The organism is Curtobacterium sp. VKM Ac-2852 (genome assembly GCF_013205045.1).
GTDB lineage: Bacteria > Actinomycetota > Actinomycetes > Actinomycetales > Microbacteriaceae > Curtobacterium > Curtobacterium flaccumfaciens.
This window is the reverse complement of record NZ_JABMLI010000003.1, coordinates 182,303-206,706: the sequence shown is the minus strand read 5'-3', so window position 1 is coordinate 206,706 and position 24,404 is coordinate 182,303. Positions and strand designations below refer to the sequence as shown.

The 24,404-nt window shown below is 71.1% G+C and carries 22 protein-coding genes and 1 tRNA gene; 17 read left to right on the top strand and 6 right to left on the bottom strand.

Annotated features, from left to right (window positions below; genetic code table 11):
- The first annotated feature begins 55 nt into the window (after nt 1-55).
- The 8 genes from HQQ79_RS12105 to HQQ79_RS12070 all read left to right on the top strand — a co-directional run bounded on the left by HQQ79_RS12105 (nt 56) and on the right by HQQ79_RS12070 (nt 9,012).
- Nucleotides 56-1,108 (top strand): aspartate-semialdehyde dehydrogenase, encoded by a 1,053-nt coding sequence (locus HQQ79_RS12105; protein WP_071405015.1) that lies wholly within the window; start codon nt 56-58, stop codon nt 1,106-1,108.
- A 96-nt stretch (nt 1,109-1,204) separates the two neighbouring features.
- Nucleotides 1,205-2,692 carry a malate:quinone oxidoreductase gene (locus tag HQQ79_RS12100; protein WP_173034611.1) on the top strand — a complete coding sequence of 496 codons (1,488 nt, stop codon included), beginning with the start codon at nt 1,205-1,207 and terminating at the stop codon, nt 2,690-2,692.
- 58 nt (nt 2,693-2,750) lie between these two features.
- The gene (locus HQQ79_RS12095) at nt 2,751-3,869 is read left to right on the top strand and encodes an Rv2578c family radical SAM protein (RefSeq protein WP_173034609.1); all 1,119 of its coding nucleotides are present in this window, start codon (nt 2,751-2,753) and stop codon (nt 3,867-3,869) included.
- Nucleotides 3,870-4,039: 170 nt separating this feature from the next.
- Nucleotides 4,040-5,260 (top strand): sensor histidine kinase, encoded by a 1,221-nt coding sequence (locus tag HQQ79_RS12090; protein WP_173034607.1) that lies wholly within the window; start codon nt 4,040-4,042, stop codon nt 5,258-5,260.
- Nucleotides 5,257-6,531: a hypothetical protein gene (locus HQQ79_RS18415; RefSeq protein WP_216852496.1), complete on the top strand. Its 1,275-nt coding sequence runs from the start codon at nt 5,257-5,259 to the stop codon at nt 6,529-6,531. Before HQQ79_RS12090 ends, HQQ79_RS18415 begins: the two co-directional genes overlap by 4 nt.
- Nucleotides 6,518-7,219, top strand: coding sequence for a response regulator transcription factor (locus tag HQQ79_RS12080; protein WP_035808846.1), 702 nt, complete (start codon nt 6,518-6,520; stop codon nt 7,217-7,219). Before HQQ79_RS18415 ends, HQQ79_RS12080 begins: the two co-directional genes overlap by 14 nt.
- A complete protein-coding gene (locus HQQ79_RS12075; protein ID WP_071247330.1) occupies nt 7,219-7,845 on the top strand; it encodes a thymidine kinase in 627 nt (208 codons plus the stop codon). Before HQQ79_RS12080 ends, HQQ79_RS12075 begins: the two co-directional genes overlap by 1 nt.
- A 120-nt stretch (nt 7,846-7,965) precedes the next feature.
- Nucleotides 7,966-9,012: an LLM class flavin-dependent oxidoreductase gene (locus HQQ79_RS12070; RefSeq protein WP_173034605.1), complete on the top strand. Its 1,047-nt coding sequence runs from the start codon at nt 7,966-7,968 to the stop codon at nt 9,010-9,012.
- An 80-nt stretch (nt 9,013-9,092) separates the two neighbouring features.
- Here HQQ79_RS12070 and HQQ79_RS19185 read toward each other — a convergent pair whose 3' ends face one another.
- The 5 genes from HQQ79_RS19185 to HQQ79_RS12045 all read right to left on the bottom strand — a co-directional run bounded on the left by HQQ79_RS19185 (nt 9,093) and on the right by HQQ79_RS12045 (nt 14,582).
- Nucleotides 9,093-9,710 (bottom strand): response regulator, encoded by a 618-nt coding sequence (locus HQQ79_RS19185; RefSeq protein WP_111056152.1) that lies wholly within the window; start codon nt 9,708-9,710, stop codon nt 9,093-9,095.
- The gene (locus HQQ79_RS12060) at nt 9,707-10,741 is read right to left on the bottom strand and encodes a sensor histidine kinase (protein ID WP_173034603.1); all 1,035 of its coding nucleotides are present in this window, start codon (nt 10,739-10,741) and stop codon (nt 9,707-9,709) included. Before HQQ79_RS12060 ends, HQQ79_RS19185 begins: the two co-directional genes overlap by 4 nt.
- Nucleotides 10,742-10,897: 156 nt before the next feature.
- Nucleotides 10,898-10,971, bottom strand: a tRNA-Pro gene (locus HQQ79_RS12055).
- 93 nt (nt 10,972-11,064) lie between these two features.
- Nucleotides 11,065-12,021 carry a metallophosphoesterase gene (locus tag HQQ79_RS12050; protein ID WP_027466402.1) on the bottom strand — a complete coding sequence of 319 codons (957 nt, stop codon included), beginning with the start codon at nt 12,019-12,021 and terminating at the stop codon, nt 11,065-11,067.
- Complete coding sequence (locus HQQ79_RS12045; protein ID WP_071247319.1) at nt 12,018-14,582, bottom strand: transglycosylase domain-containing protein; 2,565 nt, start codon at nt 14,580-14,582, stop codon at nt 12,018-12,020. Before HQQ79_RS12045 ends, HQQ79_RS12050 begins: the two co-directional genes overlap by 4 nt.
- Before the next feature lie 50 nt (nt 14,583-14,632).
- Between HQQ79_RS12045 and HQQ79_RS12040 the strand changes: the two genes are divergently transcribed.
- Nucleotides 14,633-14,791 (top strand): DUF4177 domain-containing protein, encoded by a 159-nt coding sequence (locus tag HQQ79_RS12040; protein ID WP_017888699.1) that lies wholly within the window; start codon nt 14,633-14,635, stop codon nt 14,789-14,791.
- Nucleotides 14,788-15,249, top strand: coding sequence for a RidA family protein (locus HQQ79_RS12035; RefSeq protein WP_027466403.1), 462 nt, complete (start codon nt 14,788-14,790; stop codon nt 15,247-15,249). The genes HQQ79_RS12040 and HQQ79_RS12035 overlap by 4 nt, the downstream gene beginning before the upstream one ends.
- Nucleotides 15,250-15,320: 71 nt before the next feature.
- Here HQQ79_RS12035 and acs read toward each other — a convergent pair whose 3' ends face one another.
- Nucleotides 15,321-17,282 (bottom strand): acetate--CoA ligase, encoded by a 1,962-nt coding sequence (gene acs / locus HQQ79_RS12030; RefSeq protein WP_173034601.1) that lies wholly within the window; start codon nt 17,280-17,282, stop codon nt 15,321-15,323.
- Between the two features lie 793 nt (nt 17,283-18,075).
- Between acs and HQQ79_RS12025 the strand changes: the two genes are divergently transcribed.
- The 7 genes from HQQ79_RS12025 (at nt 18,076) to tmk (ending at nt 24,383) form a co-directional block, all read left to right on the top strand.
- Entirely contained in the window at nt 18,076-19,005 is a 930-nt protein-coding gene (locus tag HQQ79_RS12025) for an ATPase, T2SS/T4P/T4SS family (protein WP_173034599.1), read from the top strand.
- Entirely contained in the window at nt 19,002-19,835 is an 834-nt protein-coding gene (locus tag HQQ79_RS12020; RefSeq protein ID WP_173034581.1) for a type II secretion system F family protein, read from the top strand. The genes HQQ79_RS12025 and HQQ79_RS12020 overlap by 4 nt, the downstream gene beginning before the upstream one ends.
- A gap of 84 nt (nt 19,836-19,919) precedes the next feature.
- Complete coding sequence (locus tag HQQ79_RS12015) at nt 19,920-20,159, top strand: DUF4244 domain-containing protein (protein ID WP_027466407.1); 240 nt, start codon at nt 19,920-19,922, stop codon at nt 20,157-20,159.
- Nucleotides 20,160-20,169: 10 nt separating this feature from the next.
- Entirely contained in the window at nt 20,170-20,475 is a 306-nt protein-coding gene (locus HQQ79_RS12010; RefSeq protein ID WP_173034573.1) for a TadE family type IV pilus minor pilin, read from the top strand.
- 1 nt (nt 20,476) lies between these two features.
- The gene (locus HQQ79_RS12005) at nt 20,477-20,956 is read left to right on the top strand and encodes a hypothetical protein (protein ID WP_173034571.1); all 480 of its coding nucleotides are present in this window, start codon (nt 20,477-20,479) and stop codon (nt 20,954-20,956) included.
- The gene (topA, locus tag HQQ79_RS12000; RefSeq protein ID WP_173034569.1) at nt 20,932-23,751 is read left to right on the top strand and encodes a type I DNA topoisomerase; all 2,820 of its coding nucleotides are present in this window, start codon (nt 20,932-20,934) and stop codon (nt 23,749-23,751) included. Before HQQ79_RS12005 ends, topA begins: the two co-directional genes overlap by 25 nt.
- Nucleotides 23,748-24,383, top strand: coding sequence for a dTMP kinase (gene tmk, locus HQQ79_RS11995; RefSeq protein WP_173034567.1), 636 nt, complete (start codon nt 23,748-23,750; stop codon nt 24,381-24,383). Before topA ends, tmk begins: the two co-directional genes overlap by 4 nt.
- The last annotated feature ends 21 nt before the right edge of the window (nt 24,384-24,404 follow it).

The following is a 24,404-nucleotide window of genomic DNA, read 5'->3' as shown; positions in this document are numbered from 1 at the left end:
GACGCCCGCTGACGCCCGCTGACCCGTCGATCCGCTGAACCACCAGGAGCACCGCATGAGCACCCTCACCGTCGCCGTCGTCGGCGCCACCGGCCAGGTCGGCGCCGTGATGCGTCGCCTGCTCGAAGAGCGCGCGTTCCCGGCCGACCGGGTCCGCTTCTTCGCGAGCGCCCGTTCCGCCGGCACGACGCTGCCGTTCCGCGGCGAGCAGATCGTGGTCGAGGACTCCGAGCTCGCCGACCCGTCCGGCATCGACATCGCGCTGTTCTCCGCCGGGGCCACCGCCTCGCGGGCCCTCGCGCCGAAGTTCGCCGCCGCCGGGGCGCTCGTCGTCGACAACTCGAGCGCCTGGCGCATGGACCCCGACGTCCCGCTCGTCGTGAGCGAGGTGAACCCGCACGCCATCGACCAGGCGCCGAAGGGCATCATCGCGAACCCGAACTGCACGACCATGGCGATCATGCCGGTGCTCAAGGTGCTCGACACCGAGTCCGGGCTCCGCCGTCTGGTCGCGACGACCTACCAGGCGGTCTCGGGTTCCGGGCTCGCCGGGGTCGAGGAACTCCTGGGTCAGGCGAAGGCCGCGCTCGAGCAGGACACCGCTGCGCTGACGCACGACGGATCCGCCGTGACGTTCCCCGAGCCCGTCAAGTACGTCCGCCCGATCGCCTTCGACGTCGTGCCGCTCGCCGGCAGCATCGTCGAGGACGGCCTGGGCGAGACCGACGAGGAGAAGAAGCTCCGGAACGAGAGCCGGAAGATCCTCGAGCTGCCCGACCTGCTCGTCGCCGGCACGTGCGTGCGCGTCCCTGTGTTCACCGGGCACTCCATCTCGGTGCACGCCGAGTTCGAGCGTCCGCTGTCGCCCGAGCGTGCGACCGAGATCCTGTCGAGCGCACCCGGAGTCGAACTCTCCGACGTCCCGACCCCGCTGCAGGCCGCCGGCCAGGACCCGGCGTTCGTCGGCCGCATCCGCGCGGACCAGTCCGCGCCCGAGGGTCGCGGCCTCGTCCTGTTCGTCAGCAACGACAACCTGCGGAAGGGAGCCGCGCTCAACGCGGTGCAGATCGCGGAGACGATCGTCGCGCGCCGCTCCGTCGACGCGTAGCGCGCCGAGCGCGACCAGCAGACGGACAGGAGGCCCGTGGCGACACCGCCACGGGCCTCCTGTCCGTCTGTCGGATGCCGCCGGTAGGATCGACGGGTGGCAGAGCAGCAGGTGGAACCCATCGACGTCGTCCTGATCGGCGGAGGCATCATGAGTGCCACGCTCGGGGCCATCATCCACAAGCTCGAGCCCAGCTGGAAGATCCGCGTGTACGAGCGGCTCGGCACGGTTGCGCAGGAGTCCTCGAACCCGTGGAACAACGCCGGTACCGGGCACTCGGCACTGTGCGAGCTGAACTACACGCCGGAACTGCCGGACGGCCGTGTCGACATCGCGAAGGCCGTCACGGTCAACGAGCAGTTCCAGGTCTCGCGGCAGTTCTGGGCGCACCTGGTCGAGACCGGTGTGCTGCCGGAGCCGTCGAACTTCATCAACCCCACGCCGCACATCTCGTTCGTGTGGGGCGAGGCCAACGTCGCCTACATGCGTGCCCGGTACGAGGCCATGCGTGACCACCCGCTCTTCGCGGGCATCGAGTTCTCGGACGACCCGGCGCAGATCCGGAAGTGGGCGCCGGCGCTCATCCCCGGACGCAAGAAGGACCAGCCGATCGCGGCGACCTACTCGGCGGCCGGCTCGGACGTCGACTTCGGGTCGCTCACCCGCCAGCTCTTCGACCAGCTCGAGATCGACGGTGTCGAGTTCGAACCCTCGCACCAGGTCACCAACCTGACCCGCTCGAAGGTGTCCGAGGGCTGGGTGCTCAACGTCCGCAACGAGATCGGCCGGTCGACGCAGCGCATCGCCGCGAAGTTCGTCTTCGTCGGCGCCGGCGGCGGCGCCCTGCACCTGCTGCAGAAGTCCGGCATCCCGGAGATCCGGGGCTACGGAGGCTTCCCGGTGTCGGGCGAGTTCCTGCGCACCGACGACCCCGAGGTGGTGCAGAAGCACTCGGCCAAGGTCTACGGCAAGGCCAGTGTCGGCGCCCCGCCGATGTCGGTGCCGCACCTCGACACCCGCATCGTCGACGGTGGTTCGTCGCTGATGTTCGGGCCGTACGCCGGGTTCAGCCCGAAGTTCCTGAAGCAGGGCTCGGTCCTCGACCTGTTCCGCTCGATCCGGCCGCACAACCTCCGCCCGATGCTGAGCGTCGCGTTCTCGAACTTCGACCTGGTCCGCTACCTGGTCGGCCAGCTCCTCGCGTCGAAGCACACCAAGTTCGAGGCGCTCCGTGACTTCATGCCGAGCGCCGAGCCCGAGCACTGGCACCGCATCACCGCTGGGCAGCGCGTCCAGGTGATCAAGCCCGACAAGGACAAGGGCGGCGTGCTGCAGTTCGGCACCGAGGTCATCACCGCCGCCGACGGCTCGATCGCGGGGCTGCTCGGTGCGTCGCCGGGTGCCTCGACCGCCGTGCCGATCATGCTCACGATGCTGCGCCGGTGCTTCCCGGACCGGTGGGACGCCTGGCAGGACGACGTCCGAGCGATGGTGCCGACCTACGGGCAGGACCTCGGCGACGACCCGGAGCTGGCGGACGCCACGCTCGAGCGCACCGCGAAGGTGCTCGGCCTGCACCACTGAGGCCTGCACCAACCGGCTCCGGCTTGCAGTCTGTTCGAACGTGTGTTCGAATGACGGCATGCGGTGGAGTGGACAGGCGATCGATGCCGAGCAGAGTGACGCGCTGCCCGGGATGGAGTCGAACAGCGGGTTCGTCCGGAGCGTGACGACCCCCGAGTTCGCCGGGGTGACCTTCCACGAGGTCCTGGCGAAGAGCGCTCTGAACCGGGTGCCGAGCGCGGACGGCTCGGGCACGTACGGCTGGACGATCAACCCGTACCGCGGGTGCAGCCACGCCTGCGTGTACTGCTTCGCCCGCCCGACGCACACGTACCTGGAGTTCGACGGCGGCGCCGACTTCGACCAGCAGATCGTGGTGAAGACGAACGTCGCCGAGGTGCTGCGGCGTGAGCTCGGCAAGCCCTCGTGGGACCGCCACCCGGTGGCGCTCGGCACGAACACCGACCCGTACCAGCGGGCCGAGGGGCGGTACCGGCTGATGCCCGGTGTGATCGAGGCGCTGGCGGAGTCGCGCACCCCGTTCAGCATCCTGACGAAGGGCACCCTGCTGCGCCGTGACCTCCCGCTGCTGGCCGAGGCGGCGAGGGTGGTGCCGGTCGACCTTGCGATGTCGATCGCCGTGTACGACGACTCGCTGCAGCAGTCCGTCGAGTCCGGCACCCCGACGACGTCGGCCCGGCTGGCGACCGTGCGGGCCATCCGCGACGCTGGGCTCGACTGCGCGGTGTTCCTGATGCCGGTGCTCCCGTACATCACCGACACCCGCGCTCACCTCGACGACGCCATCGGTCGGGCGACCGCGGCCGGCGCGACGAGCATCATGTACTCGGCGCTGCACCTGCGACCCGGCGTCAAGCCGTGGTGGTTCGAGTGGCTCGGCCGCGAGCGACCCGACCTGGTGCAGCGGTACCGCGCGATGTACCTCGACAACACGTACGCGCCGAAGGACTACCGACGGTGGCTGTCGGAGCGCATCCGGCCGATCCTGGCGGCGCACGGGGTCGGACTGGGGCGGGTGGACCCGGCGACGGGGTCGATGGGCTTCTCCGAACCGCGAACGCTGCAGCCGCGCGTGCCACAGGAGCAGTCGGTGCCGACGGTGTCACCGCTGAAGCGCGCCGACCCCGGGTTCGACCAGCGGCTGCTCCGGCCGGCGGCGGCACAGACGCTGTTCTGAGGGGTGTCCGTCCGGGTCGTGTCCGGTCCACGTTCGGGGGACAGCAAGACCCCGGTCCGGGCCGCTATCATCGTGCGGGTCGCCGCACGGCCCCGGATTCGGGGTACACGGCCGCTGCTCCGGTGGTTGGATCGTGGACGGCGCCCTCGCCACCCGGAAGGATCCACCTCGTGCTCGGCATCCCCACGCACCTCGCACCGCGAGTGAACGCGTGGTCGACCGTGCGAGCATTCCACGCCGGCGCCATCGGGTCCCTGTTGGCCGCGGCCATCACGCTCGTGCTCTACGGCCTGTCCGAGCCCGGGGTGCAGGTCGTCGGCACCGCGCTGGCGGTCGTCCCGATGCTCGCCATGATCGGCGTGCACGTGCAGTTCGGCACCCGGGTCTCGGCGATCGCGTTCCTGGCCGTCGGCGGCGTCTGCGCCTGGTGGTTCGCCGTCGGGGTCCAGCAGCAGGTGCCGACCGGGTGGGTGACCTCGTACCTGATGTCCCTCGTCGTGATCCCGCTCATCCTGGTCGGGGGAGCGGGGGCCGTGCCGAGCCGCGTCGTGCTGTGGTCCTTCGTGGGCTTCCTGACCGGACGACTCGCCACCTGGATCGCCATCGTGCAGGCCGACCAGTCGCCCCGTCCGCTCATCCTGGCGTGGGTCACCCTGGGCTTCGTGGTCGCGCTCGTGCTCTTCACCACCCGCAGCACGGGCCGGAGCGAACGGGTGCAGCCCGAACTCCTGCGCTCGGCGCGCGAAGAACACGTGTCCGCCTACCGCGCCGGGGTCGAGGCCGAGGCGTCCGCGATCCTGCACGACACCGTGCTCAACCACCTGGGTGCCATCGCCCTCGCGCCGGACGGCCCGATGGACCCGCACCTCGCCGAGACGGTCGACGCCGACGTCACGGTGCTCACCGGCAAGGGGTGGCTCGCGCCGACCGCCCGCCCGCGTCCCGGGGCCGCGGCCGAGGCGTTCGGCGCCATGGTCGACGAGCACCGGACGCTCGGGCTCGACGTCACCGTCTCCGGTGACACCTCCGCGCTGGAACGCCTGGACCAGCGTGCACTGTCGGCGGTCGTCCGGGCCGTCGGCCAGTGCCTGGCCAACGTGCGGAAGCACGCTGGGACCGACGCCGCCGAGGTGAGCGTGTTCGACGACAGCGCGTCCTGCACCGTCATGGTCGTCGACGACGGTCGTGGGTTCGACGAGGACGCCACCGGAGCCGACCGGATGGGCCTCCGCGGTTCGGTGCGTGAGCGGATCGGCCGGGTCGGCGGCGACGTCCAGATCTGGTCGTCGCCTGGTTCCGGCACGAGCGTCATGATGACCGTGCCGTACGGACCGGTCACCGGCGCGGTCACCGTGCCGGTGGTCGGCGACGAGCGGGGGACCGAGCGATGACGACGGCACGGCAGCGCGGGTCCCGCCGCACCGCGCAGCAGTACGACCCGCTCGGCGCGATGGGGTCGCGGCCCCTGGCCCTCGTGCTCGGGGCCGGCAGCGTCGTCTGGGCCCTGCTCGTGTCGATCTTCGACCGCGACGTCGTGGGCAGCCCCACGCTCAGCGCCCTCACGGTGCTGCTCGTCGCGGCCTCGGCGGTGGTGGTGCTCGCTGCCTCGAGCCCGTTCCGTGCGCCGTTCCCGCGTTCGGCGTTCGTCGCGCACGTGGGGTTGCTCGGCCTGGCGTCGGTCACGAGCGTCGCGGCGCAGTGGGGGCCGGACCGCAGTGCCCTGAACGACTTCATGTCCCTGATCACCGCGACCGGCATCGTGATGGTCGCGCCGTACCGCCCGTGGACCGACCTGACGATCGGCGGAGTCGTCCTGGCCGCGGTGAACGCCGTGACCTGGGGCGCGGGTGCAGCCGAGTTCCCGCACGAGGTGCCGGTCGCCGTCGCGGCGTTCCTGGCCGCGGCCCCGACGCTCGTGCTGACCGCCGCGTCCGCGGTGTTCGCCTGGACCTTCGCGGGGCTCGCCGAACGGGTGCAGATCCGTGCCGGGTCGTACTCCGTCGCGCGCGCCGAGCGGGACGGCATCGCGGCGAGCGTGCAGCAGGACCGCTCGACGATCCTGTCCCGCGACGTCGCCCCGTTCTTCGCCGAGCTCCGCACGCGCGACGTCATCACCGACGCCGACCGTGCCCGTGCCCGCGCGATCGCCGACGGCATCCGGGCGTCCATGGTCGCCGACGCCGATCGCACCTGGTTCGAGCACGCCGTCCGGGTCGACGGCGGCCAGGCGCCGGTGGTCGACGACCCCGACGGCCTCATCGCGACGCTCGACACCGACCAGCGGGCGGTCGTCCGCACCTTCGTCCGTGCAGCGCTCCGCGCGTCGACCGTCGACCCGGCCGGGTTCCGCGCGACCGTGCGACGAGCCGACACCGTGGCGGGCCCGGCCGCCCAGGCAACCCCGGCACCCCTGGCAACTCCGGCACCCCTTGCAGCGCCGGCGCCCCTTGCAGCGCCGGCGCCCCTTGCCGCCCGGCCCGCGCAGACGCCCGCCCCCGCCCGGGTGTCCGTCGACCTGGAACTCGCCGTCGCGGACTCCGACATCGGCATCCACCGCACCTTCGACCCCTACTTCGCCGTCCTCCGCGTGACGTTCCCCGACCTCGACGTCGCGGTCCGTCCTTCCGCCCTCGCACTAAGGTTCTCCTATGACCAGCACTGACCCGAACAGGCTCTCGGAGGGGTCGCCGTCCCTCCCGAACCCGGGAGCACGACGTGTGCGGCTGGCCATCCTCGACGACCACGAGGTGCTGCTGGACAGCCTGTCGAGCTGGATCGCGGTGAACGCGTTCGACTTCGACCTGGCCCTCACCGCGCACACCTGGCTCGAGATGGTCCACAGCGACAGCTTCCCGACCGACCTGGTGTTCCTCGACTTCCAGCTCAAGGAACCGGTCTCGATCGAGGCCCGCGTCCGCACCTGCCGTGCCGCCGGCGCGAAGGTGATCGTGCTCTCGAGCGTCGACAGCCGTGAGTCCCGTGACCGTGCCCTGGCCGCCGGTGCCGCGGCGTTCCTGTCGAAGTCGCTCCCGATGCGCGAGGTCATGGACGTCGCCCGCGAGATCATGGGCGTCGCCCGCGAGACCCCGCAGCCCCGGGAATGGCGTCCGCTGCCGACGGGCGCCGCCGCCCACCAGCGGCCGAAGCTCAGCGCCGGTGAAGAAGAGGCGCTGCGGCTCTACGTGTCCGGCTACTCGACGAACGAGGTCGCCGCGCAGATGAACGTGCAGTACGAGACCGCCAAGACCTACCTGCGTCGCGTGCGCGAGAAGTACAGCAAGGTGGGCCGCCCCGCCTCGAAGAAGTCCGACCTCATCCGGCGGGCCGCCGAGGACGGGTTCCTCGCGTAGTGGCGAAGCTCTACTTCCGCTACGGCGCGATGAACAGCGGCAAGAGCACGGGCCTGCTGCAGGCCGCGTACAACTACGAGGAGCGCGGGCACCGGGTGCTGCTCGCCAAGCCCGCCGTGGACACCAAGGGCGACCGTGAGATCGTCTCGCGCCTGGGCGTCACCCGGACCGTCGACATCGTCTTCTCCCCGGACGCCGACGTGCGCCAGGCCGTCACCGCCGCCGGCGCCGTCGACCCCGAGTCGGACCGCCTGGACGGCATGGTGCGGCCCGTCAGCTGCGTGCTCGTCGACGAGGCGCAGTTCCTCACCCCGCGGCAGGTCGACGACCTGCTGCGCATCGCGGTGCTCGACGAGATCCCGGTCATCACGTACGGCATCCGCACGGACTTCCGCACCGAGGCGTTCCCCGGCAGCGCCCGCCTGCTCGAGGTCGCGCACTCCCTCGAAGAGCTGAAGACCATCTGCCGCTGCGGCCGCAAGGCGGTCTTCAACGCCCGCACGGTCGACGGTCGGTTCGTCTTCGACGGCTCCCAGGTCGCGATCGACGGCGTGGACGTCGCCTACGAGTCGCTCTGCGCCAACTGCTACCTGACGGAGTCCGGCGGCCGCCTCGACGGCGCCTGACGCTCGGCGCCCGAGACGCCACCGAAGGGCGGCCTGGAGGCGCGGTACGGGCCCCGCCACGGGCCTCCCGTCCGTCGCGTGCACCGGAATGCGCGCGCGCCCGCGCGCGTTGGTGACCACATGACCGACGACACCCTGCACCTGTCCGTCCTCGACCTGGCCACCCGCGAGTACGGCCAGTCCAACACCGAGGCCCTGCAGGGGTCCATCGACATGGCCGTGCACGCCGAGCAGCTCGGGTACGAGCGCTTCTGGGTCGCCGAGCACCACGGGATGCCGGGCATCACGTCCTCGGCCCCGGCGGTGCTGCTGAGCGCCGTGGGTGCGGCCACGTCGACCATCCGCATCGGTTCGGGTGGCGTCATGCTGCCGAACCACGCGCCCCTCGTCGTCGCCGAGCAGTTCGGCACGCTCCGTGCACTGTACGGCGACCGGGTCGACCTCGGGCTCGGGCGCGCTCCCGGCACCGACGGCGCGACGGCGATGGCCCTCCGCCGCACGGACCGACTCGACGTCGACGACTTCCCGGACCGCCTGGCCGACCTGATCGGGTTCTTCACCGGCATGGGCGCGGAGAACCCGCTGGCCGGCATCCGTGCCGTGCCTGGCTACGGCGACGTGCCGGAGTTCTGGCTGCTCGGGTCCTCGGGCTACAGCGCCCAGGTCGCCGGTGCGCTCGGCATCTCCTTCGCGTTCGCCCACCACTTCGCGTCGGACAACACCGAGGCCGCGCTCGCGCTGTACCGCGACTCGTTCCGTCCGTCGCGCTTCCGCCAGACGCCGAACGCGCTGATCGGCGTGCAGGTCATCACCGACGAGGACCCCGCCGTCATCGACGAGCAGAGCGCCCCGGGCATGATCTCGTTCATCCGGATGCGCTCGGGCCGGAAGCCCGAGCCGGTGTCGATGGACGAGGCGCGTGCGTACGAGTTCAACGACCTCGAGCGTCGGTTCATCGCGGCCCGTACGGAACGTCAGGCCTACGGGAACGCCGAGCAGGTCGCGGAGAAGATCAACGCACTCGTGGCGTCGACCGGGGCGAACGGCGTGATCGTGTCGCCCGGTGCTGCGCAGGCGCGGTACCGGCACCAGGCGCTCGACGTCGTGGCCGGGCTGCACGCCGCCGGCAAGCTCGAGCCCGCGGGTGCGGCTGCTGCGTCCGTCTAGTCCGGGTCGCTTCGTGAGCAGGAATGGTCGGGTGTCCACGGGGCACCCGACCATTGCTGCTCACGGAGCTCCGTGGAGCCTCAGGTGAGCAGGCCCAGGCGCGTGGCCGCGGCGACGGCACCGACGCGGGAGCCGACGTCGAGCTTGCGGAACACGTTGTAGACGTGCCGCTTGACGGTGCCGATCGCGAGCTGCAGGTCGGCGGCGATCTCGGCGTTGGTGCGTGCGGCGGCGATGAGTCGCAGGACCTCGAGCTCGCGGTCGCTCAGTGGTGAGCCGGCACGGGCCTCGGTGACCAGGTCGACGGGGAACGTGACCGGAGCCGCGTCGGCATGTGCCGCACGCGCGATCCGGTCGACGAGTTCGCGGCTCGGGGTGTCCTTCGTGACGAAGTCGACCGCGCCGGCGTCGAGCAGGGTGCGGCGGAGGACCGCGTCCCGGTGCATCGTGAGCACCACCACCCGGATGTCCGGGCGGGTGCGGCGGATCGTGGCGATCGTCGTCCGTGCCGGAGGACCGTCCAGCTCGACGTCGAGCAGCAGGACGTCGACCGCGGCGGCCTCGGGGGAGTCGAGCACCTCGGCCGGTCGCTCGCCGTGTGCGACGACGCGGATCGTGGGGACCGCGGCCAGGATGGTGGCGAGCCCTTCACGGAACAGCCGGTGGTCGTCGACGATGGCGACGTGGGTGACGGTCACAGGGTGCCCCTCGGGATCCACAGGCGGACGGTAGTGCCGTGCTGTCGGCTACCGCGGGTGCTCTCGACGTCGAGCCGAGCGCCGATCACCGCGGCACGCTCCCGCATCGTCTGCTGCCCGAGGCGACCGTCGACGTCGCTGTGCACGTCGAAGCCCGGGCCGTCGTCGGTCACCGTCACCATGACGGCAGCGGGGGACCATGCGAAGCGCACCGAGGCCGTCGAACCCGGGGCGTGCTTACCGCGGTTCGTGAGCGCCTCGAGCAGGATCGTCAGCGCTTCCTCCGCCTGCCAGTTCGGCAGTGGACCGGAGGTGCCCGTCGACTCGATGGACAGGCGGACGTCGTCGGGGAACAGGTCGTGCACGTGCCGGCGGAGCGCGTCGTCCAGCAGTGCGTCACCGACGCGGGCGTGCAGGCTCACCGCGAGGTCCTGCACGTCGCCGAGTGCGCTCCGGAGCAACCGTGCCGCGTCGTCGAGCTGTGCGGCGCGCTCGTCCGCGGGCGGGTCCGTCAGCAGGACGAGGTCGAGGCGCTGCAAGCCGGCGAGGATGCCGTGTGCCACGCGGTCGTGCAGGTCTCGCGCGATCTGCGTGCGGGAGTCCAGGTGTGCCGTGGTGACACGCTGACGCAGTGCCTCCGTGTACGCGACCGCCCCGGCCGGGAACCGGCTCCAGATGCCGGCGTGCAGGGCCCTGGTGGCCCACAGGACCTCGGCGGTGGACGCCGCGCCGACCTCGTCGACGAAGACCGGCAGGTAGGCGTCGAAGAGCATCTCCGCCGCGAGCATCGCGCCGGCCGGGTGCTGGGCGTGCTCGGCGTGCAGACTGCCGGTCGCCAGGTGCTCGGGGTCGAGGAACGTGTGGCTCACGACGCTTCCGTCGGTCCCCGCCGCGTAGCGCTCGTGGGCCTCGGCGATCATCGACGTGACGTTCTCCGTCAGGTTCTCCGCGAGCACCGGGTCGTCCGCGATGTCGGGGAACTCCGCAGCGATCGTGGTGAGCACGGCGGCGAGGGGATGGTCGTTCTGCATGGCGTTTGCGAGCGTAGCGGGAGGTGGTGCTCGCAGCGGGGGACGAACGGACCGAGTGGGTCGTGCGACCCATCGGCGGTCGAGCTGCGCCCGTGAAAAGCAGAAGGCCCTGGTTCCGGAGAACCAGGGCCTTCTTCGTACTGTCTCAACACAGTGTCGGGGTGACAGGATTTGAACCTGCGACCTCCTCGTCCCGAACGAGGCGCGCTACCAAGCTGCGCCACACCCCGCGGTGTGATCACTCCGTACCGGAGCAACCCGACAATACTATCCGATGATCCAGGGTGCTCACGACCATCCGGCGAACTCCCGGGCGAGTCGGGTCAGGACGCCCGTGCGGAGAGGGTGACCACGACGGCCTCGGGTCGGCAGGCGAACCGGACGGGCGCGTAGATCGAGGTGCCGAGGCCCGCGGAGACCTCGAGCCACGACCAGTGGTTGCGGTGCTCCCACTTGTGCAGCCCACTGGCGTACCGACGGGGGAGGTCGCTGTTCGTGACGAGCGCGCCGACCCCGGGGACCGCCACCTGACCGCCGTGGGTGTGCCCGGCGAAGATGATGTCGGCGCCCTGGGTCACGAAGGCATCGAGCACCCGACGGTAGGGGGCGTGCGTGACACCGATGGCGACCGGCGCGGGGCCGTCCTCGTCCTCGGACCACGGCACGTCACTGCGCATCTCGTCGACGTTGGTGGGGAGCAGGTCGAGCCGGTCCCAGTCGCGGTGCGCGTCCGAGGTGCCGAACAGCTCGAAGCGGGAGCCGCGGAGTTCGATCGCGTGCGCCTGGTCGTTCAGATCGAGCCAGCCGAGCGACTCGAAGAACGCCGTCTGCCGATCGATGTCGAGCCCGACGGGCTCCGCGGCCTTGTGCATCCGGCTCGGCCCGGAGAAGTACTTGAGCGGGTTGCGCGGGGAGGGCCCGAAGAAGTCGTTCGACCCGTAGGCGAAGACCCCGGGCACCCCGCGGAACGGCTCGAGCGCGTACTCCACGGCGGCGTTCGCGGTCGCGTGGCCGAGGTTGTCCCCGGTGTTCACGATGAAGTCCGGCTCGACCAGGCTCAGGTCGCGCAGCCACTGCTGCTTGTCGGCCTGCCACGGAGCCATGTGGATGTCTGACAGGTGCAGGACGGTGACGTCACGGGAGCCCGGCGGGAGCACCGGGACGGTCTCCCACCGGATCCCGAAGCGGCGACGCTCGACGAGCGAACCCCACGCTGCCGACGCGGCACCGACGGCCGCGCCGGCTGCGAGGACCCCGAGTGCGGTACGACCGCGGGTCACTTGCAGTCCTTGGGCGCCTTGCCGTTCTTGTCGCCGTACAGGGTCAGCGTGACCGTCGAGTCCTTGTTGGCGTCGGTGTGCACGCCGGGCTCGACCGAGGCGACACGGCACTCCTTGTCGCCGCCGCCCTTCGCGTACTGCTCGGCGATGGCGACGTTCGTCAGCCCGACCTGGTTCAGCTGGGCGCGTGCGTCGGAGAGGGGCTTGCCCGTCACCGACGGCACGGTGATCTGCGACCCGTCGGAGGTGTAGACGGTGACGCTCGACCCGGACGACAGCAGCGAACCGGCCGACGGTGAGGTCGAGGTCACGGTTCCGGCCTTGCCGGCGCCCGGCTGCGCGCCGCCGTCGACGTAGGTGAAGCCGGCACCCGAGATCGCGGCGCGGGCCTCGTCGGCCGTCTTGCCGCGGAGGTCCGGCAGCGCCTTGCTGTTGCCGCGGAGAGCGGAGGTGTTCGGGTCGGTGAACGCACCGGCGGGGTAGGCGGCGTTGATCGGGGTCATCGCCTGCTGCCACACGCTCGCTCGGACACCGGCGTACGTGCCGTTGACCCCGTTGCTGTAGTGCCGCAGGTTGTTGAGCTTGCCGTCGGTGTTGCCCTGCCAGTACGCCGTCGCGACCCGCGAGCTCGACCCGACGAGCCAGATCTGGTTCGCGGTGTCGGTGGTACCCGTCTTGGCGAAGAGCTGGGTACCGTCCGGGGTCTGCGCGCCGCGGGCGGTACCGCTGGCGATCGTGCCCTTCATGGCGTAGACAGCGGCGTGGGCGACCTCGGGGTCGAGGACCTGCTTGCAGTCCTTGGTCTGTCCGCCGAGCTGCTTGCCGCTGGGGGAGGTGACCTGCTCGATGGCGATCGGCTTGCAGTAGATGCCGTTGTTCGCGACGGCGGCGTAGGCGGCTGCCATCGTCATCGGTGCGATCTCGTTGACGCCGAGGACGGACGACGGGGTGTACTGCAGTTCGCCGCCGTCGGCGCGGTGCACGCCGAGGGACTCCGCCGTGTCGCGGATGTCGCAGAGGTCGAGCTTCTGCGCCATGTTCAGGAACGCCAGGTTGATGGAGCCGGCGGTCGCGGCGGCCACCGTGTAGTTGCCGCTCTCGCCGGGGCTGTCGTTCTTCGGGTTGTAGTTGCCCGCGGTGATCGGTGACCCGCAGGCGGTCCAGCCGGACGACATGTTCCGTGGTGCGCCGCTGACGACCTCGTTGAGACCGTGACCAGCCTTGAGCCAGGCGAGGAGCGTGAACAGCTTGTACGTCGAGCCGGTCTGGAAGCCGCCGGAGTTGCCGTACTTGTAGTCGACGCTGTAGTTGATCGAGGTCGACGTCGGCGCGGACTTCAGGGACTGGTCGTAGTCCTTGTTCTGCGCCATCGTCAGGATGCGACCGGTGCCCGCCTCGATCGAGTTGAGCGTGGCCCCCAGCGCCAGGCCGGTCTCGGCCTTGTTGTCGTAGGTGTTGACGAGCCGCTTCTGCTCGGCGTTCAGGTCGATGTTCAGCGTCGTCTGGATCTTGTAGCCGCCGTTGCGCCACGCGGTGTCACGGGCCTTCTGCGACGATCCGAGCTGCGACATCTCCTTGACGACCTTGACGGCGTAGTCGCAGAAGAACTGCGATCCGTCGCCGACCGACGCCCGGCACCCCTGCGAGGGCTGGGTCAGGCGGACGTAGTCCTTCGGGTTCGAGGCGACGGCCTGGTCGTACTCGGCCTTCGTCAGGTTCTTCTGGGCGTACATCGACTTCAGGATGACGTCGCGCCGGGCGACGTTCGCCTCGTACTTCTTCGGGTTCGACAGGTTGCGCGCCTCGGGGTACTGCACGATGGCGAGCAGCGACGCCGCCTCGGCCGGGGTCAGGTCGGTCGCGCTCTTGTTGTAGTAGTGCTGCGCGGCGGCCTGCACGCCGTACGTCTGGTCGCCGAAGTAGGCGATGTTCAGGTAGGCGGTGAGGATCTCCTTCTTGGAGTACTTCTTCGCCAGCCCGATCGCGAGCTTCATCTCCTCGAGCTTGCGGGGGATGGTCTGCTCGACTGCCTCGTTGTAGGCCTTGACCTGCTCCTTCTTCGTGGGGAGCTCGAGGGCCTGCTGCATCTTGATGTTGCGGACGAGCTGCATCGTCAGCGTGGAGCCACCGCCGGAGTCGCCGAGACCGCCCGCGAGGCTGCCGACACCGGCGCGGACGAGGGACGTCATGTCGACGCCGCCGTGGTCGTAGAAGCGCTTGTCCTCGCCGTCGATCGCGGCGTTCTTGAGCTGTTCGCTGATCTGGTCGAACTTCAGCTCTTCGCGGTTCTGGTCGTACACGGTCGCGAAGTGCACGGACTTGCCGCCCGAGTACGCGTAGACCTCGTTGCGCTGCGGGAGGTCACCGATCTCGATGTACTCCGGCAGGGACTCGAACACGCCGATGGTGGACGTCGTCGTGACACCGGCGACCGCGATGGCCGGGGTGACACCGATCGTGACGAGCAGGCCGGCGAGGGCACTGAACCCGACGAATCCGATGAAGGCGCCGACTGCTGAGACGGGCTTGGTCCGCGATGCAGACGTCTTCTGGGCAGACATAGGATGCAGCCTAAACGACACCCCCGACTGAAAGGCTGGCAAGGAACCGCATGACTCGCTGGGAGTACTTCACCACGCCGCTGATGATCCACAACACCACCGCGATCCTCAACAACTACGGGGACGAGGGCTGGGAACTGGTCCAGATCGTCACCGGGCCAGAAGGCGGTCTCGTCGCCTACCTGAAGCGCCCCAAGGCCGACGCATGAGCGTCTCCGACCGGCTCGCCGCCCTCGGCCTGACGATCCCGGCGGTCGCCGCGCCCGTCGCCGCGTACGTCCCCGCCGTCGTGACGGGGCAGTACGTCTACACGGCCGGTCAGCTGCCGTTCGTCGACGGTGCCCTGCCCGTGACCGGCAAGGTCGGCACCGACGTCGACGCCGAGACCGCCGCCGCCCAGGCTCGTGTGGCCGCGCTGAACGCCCTGGCCGCCGTGCAGTCGGTCGCCGGCTCGCTCGACCGCGTGGCGCGGGTCGTCAAGGTCACGGTCTTCGTCGCCTCGGACCCGTCGTTCACCGGTCAGCCCGGGGTCGCGAACGGCGCGTCGACCCTGGTCGGCGAGGTCTTCGGGGACGCCGGCGTCCACGCGCGGAGCGCGGTGGGCGTCGCGGTGCTCCCGCTGGACGCACCGGTCGAGGTCGAGCTGGTGGTGGAGCTCACCGCCTGACGGACCGTCAGCCGAACGCAGGACGCGAGCAGGGCCTCCAGTCTGGATCTGACTGGAGGCCCTGCTCGTCGTCACCGGGGCTCCATGAGTTCCGAGATGGTCGCCATGATCGTCGGGTCGGCGAGCGTCGTCGTGTCGCCGATGCGGCGGCCCTCGGCCGCGTCGCGGAGCAGTCGCCGCATGATCTTGCCGGAGCGTGTCTTCGGCAGCTCCGGCACGATGACGACCTGGCGCGGCTTCGCGATGGCGCCGATCCGCTTGCCGACCCAGTTGCGGAGTTCCGCGGAGGCGGCATCACGGTCGACGTCGGCGGCGGCCTCGGCCGTCAGGATGACGAACGCGACGACGGCCTGCCCGGTGGTCTCGTCGGCGGCACCGACCACGGCGGCCTCGGCGACGCCCTCGTGGCCGACCAGCGCGGACTCGATCTCGGCCGTCGACAGACGGTGGCCCGAGACGTTCATGACGTCGTCCACGCGCCCCTGCACCCAGATGTCGCCCTGTCCGTCGAGCCGCGCACCGTCGCCGGCGAAGTAGCGGCCGGGGAACCGCGACCAGTACGTCTCGACGAACCGGTCCGGGTCGTTCCAGATCCCGCGGGCCATCGACGGCCACGGCTCGGTGATCGTCAGGTAGCCGCTCTCACCCGGGTCGGCGCGGTTGCCGTCGTCGTCGACGATCTCGGCGACGATGCCCGGCAGGGGCGTCTGCGCGGCGCCGGGCTTGAGCTTCGTGACGCCGGGCAGCGCGGAGATCATGATCGCGCCGGTCTCGGTCTGCCACCACGTGTCGACGATCGGCGTGCGGTCGTGGCCGATGACCTGCCGGTACCACTGCCACGCCTCGGGGTTGATCGGTTCGCCGACGCTGCCGAGCAGGCGGAGGGTCTCGAGGCTGCGCGCCTCGGGGATCTCGCGGCCGGCCTTCATCGCCGCGCGGACCGCCGTGGGTGCGGTGTAGAGGACTGTGACGCCGTAGGCGTCGACGAGGTCCCACCAGCGCCCGGGCTTCGGTTCGTCGGGGGTGCCCTCGTAGAGCACCTGGGTGACGCCGTTGGCGAGCGGGCCGTAGACGACGTAGGAGTGGCCGGTGATCCAGCCGATGTCGGCGGTGCACCAGTAGACGTCCTTCTCCGGGTGCATGTCGAAGACGTTCTTGTGCGTGTAGGCCGCCTGGGTCAGGTAGCCGCCGGAGGTGTGCACGATGCCCTTCGGCTTCCCGGTCGTGCCCGAGGTGTACAGGATGAACAGCGGCGTCTCGGCGGGGAACGCCGGGGCCTCGTGGGTCGGTGCCGCCTTGGCGAGCTCGTCGTGCCACCAGAGGTCGCGGTCGTTCCACGCGATGTCGTTGCCGCCGCGCTTGACGACCAGGACGTGCTCGACCGTGTCGGTGCCCTCGCCGGTCAGTGCCTCGTCGACGGCGGGCTTGAGCGGTGAGACGGCGCCGCGCCGCCATCCGCCGTCCGCGGTCACGACGAGCTTCGCGCCGGCGTCCTCGATGCGGGCGCGGAGGCTCTCCGCGCTGAACCCGCCGAAGACGACCGAGTGCACGGCACCGATGCGGGCGACGGCGAGCATCGTCACGACGGCCTCGGGGATGAGCGGCAGGTACACGATGACCCGGTCGCCGTGGCCCACGCCCAGGTCGGTGAGCATGTTCGCGGCGCGCTGCACCTCGGCGGTCAGCTCGGCGTAGGTGATGCGGCGCGTGTCGCCGGGAGCGCCCTCGAAGTGGATCGCGACCCGGTCGCCGTTGCCGGCGCGGACGTGTCGGTCGAGGCAGTTCTCGGCGACGTTGAGCGTGCCGTCGGCGAACCACTTCGCGAACGGGGCGCCCGACCAGTCCAGGGTCTGGGTGAACGGGGTGCGCCAGTCGAGCAGGGAGCGGGACTGCTCGGCCCAGAACGCCTCGCGGTCGGCTGCTGCCGCGTGGTGGAGGTCCTCGCCGGCGACCGCGTCGGCCACGAACTCGGGCGGCGGTGCGAAGGTCGTTCCGTCGTCGCCTCGGGGGTCGGTCTGGGTCGGAGTGGACATCGATGTCCTTTCGCGTCGTTGCGGCCTCTGGTGGCATCCGTCGTGGATGCGTGCGCGCATCCGGGGCGGTTGCGTGCGTGCATCCGTCGCCGGTGCCTGCGTGCATCCGTCGCCGGTGCCTGCGTGCATCCGGAGACTACCCCTCGGCCGGGTCGGGGCGCGGCACGCCCGGACGTCGTGTCCGGGGTTGCCCTCGAGGGCCGATCGTGGGGTACAGTAGTTCCCGCTGGACTCGTTTCCGGCGGCATCGAATCGGATTCCCCCCAATCCCTCGATGTCAAGGCGGCACCTGTTCCCCCCAACCGGTGCCGCCTCTTCTGTTTCCCGGGGTCCGACTCGAGCGAGGGTTGCTCGTCGGGCGCCGTCGTGTGCCCCGATCCGCGCAGGGACGCCGGTCGCGTGGACAGACCGGTCCATGCTCGTGCATGCATTCTGCATGTTCTTGCGTAGCAGGTGCTACGCGCAGTCCGGCCGGGGGAAGCGGGGGTGGTGGGTCACCCCGAGCGCGTCGGTGTCGCATCATCGACCGGGGTACGGCTTTCCGTTTCGGGGGACAAACCGGTCCGTTGGTGGGGCATCCCGACGTTGTCCACAGAAGTGGGGACCGTCTCTCCAGGGCGGTGGCGCGCTCCCTACCTTCGGCGGCATGCCCCTGCACCGTGCTCCTCTTCTTCCCCGCGCGTCGGCGCCTGCTGCGTCGACACCGCCTGTGTCCTCGGCACCGGCGCGGCCGTTTGCTCCGTCCGCCCCCTTCCTGCCCGGAACCGCGCAGCCGACTCGTCGCCGGGCCGCCGTGGTCGTCGAGTTCGAGGAACTCGCAGCCCTGGTGACGGATGCCACCGTGACGGACGTCCTGGTGCTCGGTGGCGTCGGGACGTGGGTCGACCGCGGGACCGGCCTCGAAGCCGTCCAGCCGCGACTGACCGAAGCGCGAGCCCGCGAACTCGCGACCCGGCTCGTCGCGCTCGGCGGTCGCCACGTCGACGAGACCACCCCGTGCGCGGACGTCCGGCACGGCGACGGCGTCCGGGTGCACGTCGTCCTTGCTCCGGTGTCCGTCGGGGGCACCGCCGTGTCGATCCGGCTGCCACAGGTCCAGCGACCCTCCCTCGCCGCCCTCGAGCGCGGCGGGACCTTCGCGTTCGTCCCGAGGTCGGTCGTCGAGGACGCCGTCGCCGCGCGCCGGAACGTCCTGGTCACCGGCGCGACCGGCAGCGGCAAGACCACCCTGCTCGCGGCGATGCTCGGGAACGTCCCCGTCGACGAGCGCATCGTGACGGTGGAGGACGTCGCCGAGCTCCGGATCGCCCACCCGCACGTCGTCGCGCTCGAGGCGCGGCAGGCGAACGCCGAGGGGGTCGGCGCGCTCGGCCTCGACCGGCTCGTGCGCGAGGCGCTGCGGATGCGCCCCGACCGGATCGTCGTGGGGGAGTGCCGCGGCGCCGAGGTCCGCGAACTCCTCTCCGCGCTGAACACCGGGCACGACGGAGGAGCCGGCACCGTGCACGCCAACGGCATCGCCGACGTCGCCGCTCGCCTCGAAGCACTCGGCGCACTCGCCGGCCTCGGTGCCGAGGCGCTCGCCCGGCAGGCCGTCAGCGCCTTCGACCTGGTCCTGCACGTGGAACGACGAGCAGGACAGCGGCGGCTCGGCGGCGTGGGCACGTTGTGCGTCGGCCCGGACGGGAGGCTCGAGGTGCGCCCGGTGGACGGGCTGCGGTGAGCCGACCCACACCCGACGGCCCGGCGCGGGTTGCCGGGGTGCTCGACCGGGTGGCGACGCTGGTCGCGGCGGGAGTCCCGCCGCCGCGGGCCTGGCGGCTCGTCGGCGGCCTGCCCGGGGCCGGGGGACCCGCGCAGCAGGACATCGTCGTCGTCCTCCGCGTGGCGGACCGGACGGGAGCGCCCGTCGCGGAGACCCTCCGTGGGCTCGCCGGCGCGCTCCGACGCGCCGCCGCCTCGGACCGCGCGATCCGGGTTGCCCTGGCCGGTCCGCGGACGAGCGCCCGGGTCGTGCTCGCGCTGCCGCTCTTCGGGCTGGGCCTCGGTGCGGCCTGGGGCGCCGGTGCCGTCGAGGTCCTGGTCGGTTCGCCGGCCGGTTGGGCGTGCTCGTGCACCGCGGCGGCCCTCGTCCTGGCCGGTCGGAGGTGGACCGCCCGGCTGGTCCGTTCCGCGACGCCCGACGGCCGCGTCCCCGGGGTGCTCCTCGACGCCTGGGCCGTGGCGGTCGCCGGAGGCGGGTCGTGGACCACCGCCGGGCAGGCCGTCGCCGAGGCGTCCACGGGAGCCGCCGCGCCCGCCGGCGACCTGGACCAGCTTCGGGAGGTCCTCGACCTCGCCCGGCGTGCAGGGGTCCCCGCCGCAGGGTTGCTCCGCCGCGCCGCCGAGGACGTGCGCGACGAGGCCGCTGCCGACGGGCTCGTGGCGGCGGAACGACTTGCCGTCCGACTGGTGCTGCCACTCGGCGTCTGCGTCCTGCCGGCGTTCGTGCTCGTGGGGGTGGTGCCCGTGGTGGTGGGGGTCCTCTCCTCCACGGTGGGCGGTACTGAATGACTTCTCCACAGATGCCACCGTGACCGCCTCGTCGACACCCCGGCCCGGACACGCTGGTCCCACCGAACAGAAAGGACGGACACCATGAGCACCACGTCATCCCCCGGCAACCGCACCCGTCGGACCATCCGCCACCGTCACCCGCGCCCCCTCGTCGCCCGCTGGGGGTCACGACTGCGGGACGACCGGGGATCGGCGACCGCCGAGTACGCGGTCGTCATCCTCGCCGCCGTGGCCTTCGCCGGTGTGCTCGTCGCCGTCATGCGGTCCGGCGAGGTCCAGACCATCCTCACCGACCTCGTCCGTGGCGCGCTCTCGCTGTGAGCGCGGCTCCGTGACCGTCGAGTTCGCGGTGGCGCTCCCCGTGGTGGCGATCGTGCTGACCGCCCTCGTCGCGGCGGTCCTCGTCGTCGACGCGCAGGGCCGTCTGCAACTCGCCGCAGCCACCGCCGCCCGGGCGATCGGGCGCGACGACGAGAGCCAGGGGCGGTCAGCGGCCGACCGGATCGTCCCGGGGGTCTCGGTCGTCGTCCGGTCGGACGGCGACCTGGTCTGCGTCGACGCCACGCGCGGCGCGACCGGTCCCGCCGCGGCGCTCCCACTGACCGCGACGGGGTGCGCCGCGGCCCGAGGGGGTTGACGTGACGAGTCCCGACGGCCAACGCGGCTCGGCGACCGTGCTGCTCGTGGCGGTCCTCGGCGTGGGTGTCCTCGTCGGGTCGTCGGCGCTCGCCGCAGCCGGTCACCGCACGCAGGCCATCCGGGCCCAGGGCGCCGCCGACGCCGCCGCCGTGGGCACCGCGGCGGCCGCCACCGGGCTGGTGCCGGGGGAGCCCTGCGCGGTCGCCACCCGGATCGCCACGGCGAACGGGGCCGCCCTCGACGCCTGCGAACTCGTCGCCACCACGGCCCGGGTCCGCGTGGTCGTGGGCACGGGTCCGTTCGTCGTCGGCGCACTCGCGGTGGCCGGTCCGGCAGGCGACCCGCCCGAACACTATGTGTATGGTGTGCCTGTCGGCCCGCGGTCACCGATGTCCCGGTCGACCCGGACACGCTCGTGGACAGGGCCGATCAGCACCATCGATCAAGGAGACACGTGCCAGGCACGAAGAAGCTCGTGATCGTCGAGAGCCCTGCGAAGGCGAAGACGATCGCGCAATACCTCGGTGACGGATACGAAGTCCAGGCCTCGGTCGGACACATCCGCGACCTCGTCGAGCCGAAGAACCTGCCGGCCGAGCTCAAGAAGGGCTCCCTCGGCAAGTTCTCGGTGGACGTCGACAACGGCTTCGAGCCGTACTACGTCGTGTCCGATGCCAAGAAGAAGACCGTCTCCGAGCTGAAGCGCGCCCTCAAGGACGCCGACGAGCTCTACCTCGCAACAGATGAAGACCGCGAGGGTGAAGCGATCGCGTGGCACCTGCTGCAGGTCCTGAAGCCGAAGGTCCCCGTCAAGCGGATGGTCTTCCACGAGATCACGAAGGAGGCGATCCAGCGCGCGCAGGGAGCCACCCGTGAGCTCGACACCGCCCTCGTCGACGCGCAGGAGACCCGCCGGATCCTCGATCGTCTCTACGGGTACGAGGTCTCCCCGGTCCTGTGGCGCAAGGTCGCCCCCGGTCTGTCCGCCGGCCGCGTGCAGTCCGCCGCCACCCGACTCGTCGTCGACCGTGAGCGCGAGCGCCTGGCCTTCGTCTCCGCCAACTACTGGGACCTCTCCGCCCGGTTCGAGAAGGCCGGCGAGTCCTCCTTCTCCGCGCGTCTCGCCCGGATCCACGGCACCCGTGTCGCCTCCGGTCGTGACTTCGACGACCGCGGCACGCTCAGCGGTGACGTCGTCCGGCTCGACCAGGCCGCTGCCGCGTCGCTGACGACGGTCCTCGAGCGCGCCGGTGACGCCACCGTCCGCAGTGTCGACTCGAAGCCGTACACGCGACGCCCGGCCGCCCCGTTCACCACGTCGACGCTCCAGCAGGAAGCCGCTCGCAAGCTCCGTCTGTCCCCGCGACAGACCGCCCGTGCTGCGCAGACCCTGTACGAGAACGGCTACATCACCTACATCCGTACCGACTCGGTCTCGCTCTCGAAGCAGGCCATCGACGCCGCTCGCAAGCAGGCAGCGGACCTGTACGGTTCGGCCACCGTGCCCGACAAGCCCCGTCTCTACGCGAGCAAGAGCAAGAACGCGCAAGAGGCGCACGAGGCGATCCGTCCCGCCGGGGACTCCTTCCGCACTCCGCAGGACCTGCAGGGCACCCTGACCGGTGTGGAGTGGCGCCTCTACGACCTCATCTGGAAGCGCACCATCGCGTCCCAGATGGCGGACGCCAAGGGTTCGACCGCGTCGATCGTGCTCGGCATCTCCTCCACCGAGTCGGTCGAGGGCATCGCGTCGACCGCGAACGGCACCGACGCCGAGTTCACCGCCTCGGGAACCGTCATCACGTTCCGCGGCTTCCTCAGCGCCTACGAAGAAGGCCGTGACGAGGACCGCCACGAGTCCTCCGAGCGTGCCGGCCAGGACGTCGCCCTGCCGAACGTGGCCCAGGGCGAGCACCTCTCGGTCACCGACGTCGAGGCGAAGGGGCACGACACCACCCCGCCGCCGCGCTTCACCGAGGCGAGCCTCATCAAGACGCTGGAAGAGCTGGGGATCGGGCGTCCGTCGACCTACCCCACGATCAGCCCGACGATCATCGACCGTGGCTACGTCTCGCTCCGCGGCACGCAGCTGGTGCCGAACTGGATCGCGTTCAGCGTGGTGCGGTTGCTCGAGGAGTACTTCGGCGAGCTCGTGGAGTACGACTTCACCGCCGAGATGGAAGAAGACCTCGACCGCATCGCCCGCGGCGACGCCGACCGCGTGGACTGGCTCAAGGGCTTCTACTTCGGTGGCGGCGACGACGACCAGCGCGGCCTGCGGACCGTCATCGACAACCTCGGTGAGATCGACGCCCGCGAGATCAACTCGGTCGAGCTCGCTCCGGGCCTCACGCTCCGGATCGGTCGGTACGGCCCCTACATCGAGGTGCCGAGCGACGACCCCGAGAAGCCGCGGCGTGTCAACGTCCCCGAGGACCTCGCTCCCGACGAACTGACCGTCGAGAAGGCGAAGGAACTCGTCGACGCCCCGGTGATCGGGGACCGCGTCGTCGGGATCAACCCGGAGACCGGGAAAGAGGTCCTGGCGAAGGACGGCCGCTTCGGCCCCTACGTCACGGAGCGCACCCCCGAGCCCGAACCCACCGTGGACCCGAAGACCGGCGAGGTCGTCGAGGCGCCCGCAGCGGCGGAGGCCCCGGCGGCCGAGGCAGCTGCTGCGACCGCGACGAGCGAGACGGCGACGGCGAAGAAGGCCCCCGCCAAGAAGGCGCCCGCGAAGAAGACGACGAAGAAGGCCGCGGCGCCGAAGGAACGCACCGCCTCGCTCTTCAAGTCGATGGACCCGCAGACCGTCGACCTCGAGACCGCGCTGAAGCTCCTCGACCTTCCCCGCGTCGTGGGCCAGGACCCGGAGACGGGCAACGACATCACGGCGCAGAACGGCCGGTACGGGCCGTACCTGAAGAAGGGGACCGACACCCGGACCCTGCCCGGCGAGGACGCGATCTTCGACATCGACCTGCCCGGTGCACTCGAGCTGTTCGCGCAGCCGAAGTACGGCGGCAACCGCACCGCGAGCGCCGCCCTCAAGGAGTTCGACGCCGACCCGGTGTCCGGCAAGCCGATCAAGATGAAGGACGGCCGGTTCGGCCCGTACGTCACCGACGGCGAGACGAACGCGACCATCCCGAAGGGTGAGGACGTCGAGGCCGTCGACCACGCCCGCGCGGTGCAGCTCATCGCCGACAAGCGTGCCAAGGGGCCGGTCAAGAAGAAGACCCCGGCTCGTCGGACGGCGGCCAAGAAGAAGTGACCGGTCGCTTCATCACGCTCGAGGGCGGCGACGGCGCGGGCAAGACGACCCAGGCGGAGCTGCTCTCGGCGTGGCTCGGTGCGCACGGCCGGACCGTGGTGCGCACCCGCGAACCCGGCGGCACGGACCTCGGCGTCCAGATCCGGCAGATGGTCCTGCACGAGCGGGGCCACGTCGCTCCACGGGCCGAGGCGCTGCTGTACGCGGCCGACCGTGCCCAGCACGTCGAGACGGTCGTCCGTCCGGCGATCGCTCGTGGCGAGGTCGTCCTGCAGGACCGCTACATCGACTCGTCCGTCGCCTACCAGGGCGTCGCGCGCGGGCTCGGCGCCGAGCAGGTCCGCTCCGTCTCGGAGTGGGCAGCGGACGGTCTGGCACCGGACCTCACGATCCTGCTCGACCTCGACGTCACCGTCGGACGCGCCCGGGTGGCCGCGGCACGGGGGGACACCTTCGACCGCCTCGAGTCCGAAGCCGCGGCGTTCCACGAGTCCGTCCGTCAGGCCTTTCTCGAGATGGCCGAGACCGAGCCAAAGCGCTTCCTGGTGGTCGACGCCTCGGACCCGACCGACGCCGTGCAGGACGCGGTCCGTCGAGCGGTCGCCCCGCTCGTCGGGATCGACCCGGCATGACGGTGGTCACTGACAGGATGG